Annotated in this window: 4 protein-coding genes and 1 pseudogene; 3 read left to right on the top strand and 2 right to left on the bottom strand. The window is 63.2% G+C overall.

Going from position 1 to position 5,805, the window contains the following annotated elements; translation table 11 throughout:
* Positions 1-576: SDR family NAD(P)-dependent oxidoreductase (locus ENZ75_RS18250; RefSeq protein WP_128278224.1), on the top strand; the 576-nt coding region annotated here is incomplete at its 5' end.
* Between the two features lie 79 nt (positions 577-655).
* A complete protein-coding gene (locus tag ENZ75_RS18245) occupies positions 656-1,630 on the top strand; it encodes an alpha/beta fold hydrolase (RefSeq protein WP_063168060.1) in 975 nt (324 codons plus the stop codon).
* Between the two features lie 102 nt (positions 1,631-1,732).
* Here ENZ75_RS18245 and ENZ75_RS18240 read toward each other — a convergent pair whose 3' ends face one another.
* On the bottom strand, positions 1,733-3,157 hold the full coding sequence (locus ENZ75_RS18240; RefSeq protein ID WP_024505079.1) for a DEAD/DEAH box helicase: 1,425 nt from the start codon (positions 3,155-3,157) through the stop codon (positions 1,733-1,735).
* Between the two features lie 409 nt (positions 3,158-3,566).
* Between ENZ75_RS18240 and ENZ75_RS18235 the strand changes: the two genes are divergently transcribed.
* Entirely contained in the window at positions 3,567-5,099 is a 1,533-nt protein-coding gene (locus tag ENZ75_RS18235) for an acyl-CoA carboxylase subunit beta (RefSeq protein ID WP_013531455.1), read from the top strand.
* A gap of 12 nt (positions 5,100-5,111) precedes the next feature.
* Here the strand turns inward: ENZ75_RS18235 and ENZ75_RS18230 are convergent.
* Positions 5,112-5,805 (bottom strand): annotated as a pseudogene (locus tag ENZ75_RS18230) (hypothetical protein); the annotation flags it as partial.

Genomic DNA, 5,805 nt, shown 5'->3' with positions numbered 1-5,805 from the left:
AAGGAGCTCGGTCCCATCGTGCTCGCCATCTTCAATGCTGGGAATTACATTTCGACGCCGGGGGAGAATCTTGTCGTCAACGACTTTCGCCGGTCCTTCGAGGTCAATTATTTCGGCATCATCAACGGCCTCGTGCCTGCGGTCGAACGCATGCGTGTGCGGGCGCGCGGCCATGTCGTGCTGGTCGGCTCCGTGACATCCTATTTCGGCTGGCCGACAACGGCCGCCTATGGCGGCACCAAGGCGGCCATCAACATCCTGGCCGAGTCGCTGAAGTATGATTTCGACAAGATGAACGTGCGTATCCAGGTGTTCAACCCAGGCTTCATCGACACCCCGCTGACCGAGAAGAACATGCTGCCGATGCCGGGACTGATGCCGGTCAGCCGCGCATCGCGCCGCATGGCGCGAGGCATCAAGTCGGGCGGTTTCGAAGTCCATTTCCCGCGCCGGACAAGCTGGCCGCTGAAACTGCTCGCCCTGCTGCCGAGGCCGCTGTGCAGAGGGTTTATCAGCCTGATGACCAGTTGGAAGGCGCGGCCTCTGCATTACGACCGCAAGCCGCCGATCGAATAGGACGCCTGCGAAATTGGCAGGCTCCCCGTTTTCGGGCCGCCGTCGCCATGGTTGAGACAAGTGCCGCGTGGAGTCTGCGATGGGGCGACGGATCGTGCTTGCTGTGCTGGGCCTTATTGCCGTTCTCGCACTGGCCTTCGTGTTCGGCCCGCGCGTTCGCGTCGACACCACGATCCGTTTCGATCCCTCGCTCATCGGCGACGATCCGCAGGCCTATGTGGCAAAGGCGGAAGCCGCCATCCCCGGAATCCGAGACGGGCTGGAGAAGGAGATCGTCTGGGCCGATCCGTTGGTGCATGCCAGGACCCCGCTATCGATCGTCTACATCCACGGCTTTTCCGCATCGAAGGGCGAGGTCCGCCCGCTGCCTGACGAAGTGGCGGAACAGCTTGACGCCAATCTCTTCTACACACGGCTTACCGGTCATGGGCAGGATGGCGCGGCGATGACGCAAGGCAGCATCAATGCCTGGATCAACGACTATGAGGAGGCGCTCGCCATCGGCCGGGCGATCGGCGACAAGGTGATCGTCATCTCGACTTCGACCGGCGGCTCGCTGGCGGTCTGGGCGGCAACGCAGCCCGGTGCGTCGGACGGGGTGGCGGCGATTGCGTTCATCTCCCCGAACTTCGGCGTCAAGACTTCGGGCGCCGAGATCCTGACCATGCCGTGGGGCAAACAAATCGCCAGGCTGGTCGCCGGCAAGGAACATAGCTTCGTGCCGCGCAACGCGCTGAATGAAAAATTCTGGACCACCCGCTATCCGATCGAAGCAACCTTGCCGATGCAGGCGCTGACCGAGCTTGCCTATGGCGCGCCGGTGGAGAAGGCGACCGTCCCTGCTTTGTTCATCTTTTCTGATTCGGACAAAGTGGTGCGGGCCGACCGCAGCCGCGAGATTGCCGGGCGCTGGGGCGCGCCGCATGAACTGGTTCCGGTCGACGACACTGGCGACCCGGACAATCACGTCATTGCCGGCGACGCGCTGTCGCCATCGACCACGGCGTTTCTGGCGCAAAGGATCGCCGTCTGGATCGAAGCGGTGGTGAAGTAGGCGACGAAAAAGGGCGACCGAAGCATCGCTTCGGCCGCCCTTTTCTTGTTTCGTCTCGGCAATCAGCCAGCCGAAGCTTGACTGACTGCAGCGCGGTCTGGCTTACGCGGCCCGCGCAGCCGGACGCTTACCGCCGAAGCGGCGCTTGTTGTTGCCCTTGAAGGCCGGCTTGGCGCCGTCCGGCTTGCGCTCGCCGGCGAAGGCCGGCTTGTCGCCGAAGCGCTTCTTGCCAAAGCCGTTGCCCTTGTTCTCGCCACCGGGCCGCCTGCCGTCGCGACGGCCATTGCGGTCGTTGCGGTCATTGGCCGGCTCGAAACGCTCGTTCTTTTCAGCCGGATTGCGCAGCGGATCGGGGCTGCCGAGATGGTCGGCAACGATCGGCAGCTTGGTGCGGATGATGCGCTCGACCTGGCGCAGCTTGCTGTTCTCGGAAGGATCGCAAAGCGTGATCGCGATGCCGTCCATGCCGTTGCGGCCGGTACGGCCGATGCGGTGGACGTAGCTCTCGGCTTCATCCGGCAGGTCGAAATTCACGACATGGCTGATGCCGGGCACGTCGATGCCACGCGCCGCGATGTCGGTCGCCACCAGAATGCGCACCGAGCCGTCGCGGAAATCGTTCAGCGCTTTCTGGCGGGCGTTCTGCGACTTGTTGCCGTGAATGACGGCGGCCTTGAAGCCATCGCGCTCGAGGTCCTTGGTCACCCTGTCGGCACCATGCTTGGTGCGCGAGAAGATGATGACGGACTTCATCGCCTCATCGGCGAGCATCGTCGACAGCACCTGGCGCTTCTGCTTGGTGCGGGCAAAGACGACGCCTTGCACGATCTCGGCCGCTGCCGTGCTTTGCGGCGCGACTTCGACGCGGATCGGGTTCTTCAGCAGGCCCTTGGCCAGTTCGGCGATTTCATTGGGCATGGTCGCCGAGAACAGCACCGTCTGACGATCGGGCGCGGTCGCCTTGGCGATGCGCTTGACGTCGTTGATGAAGCCCATGTCGAGCATGCGGTCGCCCTCGTCGAGCACCAGCCATTTGGTGTCGGCAAGCATGAGGTCGCCCTCACGCACCAGGTCGGTCAACCGGCCGGGCGTTGCGATCAGGATATCGACGCCGGGCGCAACCTTCTTCACCTGGCTGAAGCGCGAGACGCCGCCAAGCACGAGCGCGGTCGAGACATGCGCGCCCTTGGCGAGGATCTTGATCGTGTCCTCGATCTGCACGGCGAGTTCGCGCGTCGGCGCCAGGATAAGCGCACGCGCCGTCTTCGGCCGGCGCTTGGTGCCGAGTGCGATGATCTTCGACAGGATCGGCAGAGCGAAGGCCGCGGTCTTGCCGGAGCCGGTCTGGGCGATGCCGAAAATGTCACGGCCTTCCATCTGCGGCGGGATCGCCTGCGCCTGGATAGGCTTCGGCTCGGTGAAGCCGGCGTTGTGGGTGGCCTTGAGCAGCGCGCCCGTAATACCCAGTGCCGCGAAACCGGTGAGTTCCGCAGTGTTGCTACCGGGCAAAGTGTTTTCGTTGGTCAAAATAATCTTCTTTCACGCGGCTTCTGGCCGCAAACATCGATGGCGGCAGGGCGCAACCTGCCGTCGAACAAATTTTCATGAAACGACAAGGCGGGCGGACGGGTTCGTCCACTCGGCTGCGCTGTCGTGCCCGCAGGCATCATGCCACGGGGCTTTTTCGCCGCTTTGTGATTTACCGGAAAAAGGGCCGATATACCGGAAAGAGGGAAAACAGACGCAACCAGTCTCATTCGTCGAGAAGGCCGGATAAGTCCCGGCCCAAGCGCCTATGCCGCCGCATATGGCCCAGTTCGCCACCAAATGCAAGGGGCGTCATGCTGCAGCGCAGCAAAATCCACGGAGCAAGCGGCGCTTGCGCTCGCTTGCCGGCACGATTACCACGAAATGCCGCTGGCTTGGGAGGTAATCGATGAAGGACGTGCTGAAGGAACTCGAGCGCCGCCGCGAGATCGCCCGCATGGGTGGTGGCCAGGCCCGCATCGATGCCCAGCACAAGAAGGGCAAGCTCACCGCGCGCGAACGCATCGAGGTGTTTCTCGACGAGGGCTCTTTCGAGGAATTCGACATGTATGTCGAACACCGCTCGACCGACTTCGGCATGGAGAAGACCAAGATCGCCGGCGACGGCGTCGTCACCGGCTGGGGCACGGTCAACGGCCGCCCGGTCTATCTCTTCGCCAAGGATTTCACCGTGTTCGGCGGCTCGCTGTCGGAAGCGCATGCCGAGAAGGTCATCAAGGTACAGGAGATGGCGCTGCGCAACCGGGCGCCGATCATCGGCCTCTACGATGCCGGCGGCGCGCGCATCCAGGAAGGCGTCGCAGCACTCGGCGGCTATGCCGAGATCTTTCAGCGCAACGTGCTTGCCTCAGGCGTCATCCCGCAGATTTCCGTCATCATGGGTCCATGCGCCGGCGGCGATGTCTATTCGCCTGCCATGACCGACTTCATCTTCATGGTGCGCGATACCTCCTACATGTTCGTCACCGGACCGGATGTGGTGAAGACCGTGACCAACGAAACGGTGACCGCCGAGAGTCTCGGCGGCGCTTCCGTCCACACGACGAAATCCTCGATCGCCGACGGCGCCTATGACAATGACGTCGAGGCGCTGCTGCAGATGCGCCGGCTGGTCGACCTGCTGCCGGCTTCCAACACATCGGAGCTTCCCGAGATCGAATGCTACCAGTCGGTCACCGACCATGATTTGTCGCTCGACCGGCTGATTCCCGACAACGCCAACAAGCCCTACGACATCAAGGAGCTGATCCTGAAGGTCGCCGACGAAGGCGACTTCTTCGAGATCCAGCAGAATTTCGCCAAGAACATCGTCACCGGCTTCGGGCGCGTCGAGGGCCGCACGGTCGGCTTCGTCGCCAACCAGCCAATGGTGCTGGCCGGCGTGCTCGATTCGGACGCCAGCCGCAAGGCGGCGCGCTTCGTGCGCTTCTGCGACTGTTTTTCGATTCCGATCGTCACCTTCGTCGATGTCCCCGGCTTCCTGCCCGGTACAGCGCAGGAATATGGCGGGCTGATCAAGCATGGCGCGAAACTGCTGTTCGCCTATGCCGAGGCCACCGTGCCGAAGATCACAGTCATCACCAGAAAAGCCTATGGCGGCGCCTATGACGTGATGGCCTCAAAACACCTGCGCGGCGACATGAACTATGCCTGGCCAACGGCACAGATCGCGGTGATGGGTGCGAGGGGCGCGGTCGAGATCATCTACCGCAAGGACATCGGTGATGCCGAAAAGATCGCAGCCCATACAAAGGCATACGAGGATCGCTTCCTGTCGCCCTTCGTCGCCGCCGAACGCGGTTATGTCGACGAGGTGATCATGCCGCACTCGACCCGCCGCCGTATTGCGCGGGCGCTCCGCATGCTGCGCAACAAGGACATGCAGAACCCCTGGAAGAAGCACGACAACATCCCGCTGTGAGACGCCGGCAACTCACTCCTCTTCCGCCGCCCCGAACCCCGCTCCCATGGTGGCGCGGACAGGGCTGCCCCACGGTGTCGCGTGATTGTCGATGCGCATCTGGAAGATGAAATAGGTCGGCGAGCAGAAGCCGATGCCTTTCACTTTGCCGATGCCCGGCGTGTCCGGCGGCAGCGATTGGCACATATAGTCCTCGCGGCAGAAATGATCGGCCGAACAGGCCGGCCGGTTGCCGCGATTGACGGCGCCGCCAAGGCATTGGTCGAAATTGTTGGTGGCCACGCAGATGTCGAATTTCTTGCCGCCGACCAGCCCGCAAATCTCGTTCGGCATCGGCTTGCCAGCTTTGAAGGCCGCGAAGGCACGGTCCTTGTCGTCGCAGCCGCGATAGGCGATGCCGCCCGGCACGCCGATCTTCGGCGGACGGCAGGTGTAGGCGGTGCGCGACGCGGCAGGCGCGAAGGCCGCGAACTGGCCCGATTTGCTGTAGCGGTCGTTGAAAGGCTGCGCCGCATTGCTGGCGATCGAGCCGGTCAGGCAGGGATGGCCGGAAAACAGTTTTTCGCTGTCCTTGGGCAGCAGGCATTGCGCCAGTTTCGTGTGCACGCCCGAAGCGGTGGCCAGCGGCGTGCAGACGGTGCCGCCGCCGCATTTCCAGGTCGCACCGAAGCGGTCCGCATCTTCCGGCATCAGGCACGGCATGGCC

The sequence above is a fragment of the Mesorhizobium sp. M7A.F.Ca.CA.002.04.1.1 genome, assembly GCF_004022805.1.
Classification (GTDB): Bacteria; Pseudomonadota; Alphaproteobacteria; order Rhizobiales; family Rhizobiaceae; genus Mesorhizobium; species Mesorhizobium ciceri.
The sequence above is the reverse complement of the archived record's forward strand: the minus strand, read 5'-3'. Positions and strand labels throughout refer to the sequence as shown.

Bases quoted from the DNA above. Each gene is read 5' to 3' on its own strand.
- ENZ75_RS18245 (WP_063168060.1), top strand. From the start codon at position 656: ATGGGGCGACGGATCGTGCTTGCTGTGCTGGGCCTTATTGCCGTTCTC.
- ENZ75_RS18235 (WP_013531455.1), top strand. From the start codon at position 3,567: ATGAAGGACGTGCTGAAGGAACTCGAGCGCCGCCGCGAGATCGCCCGC.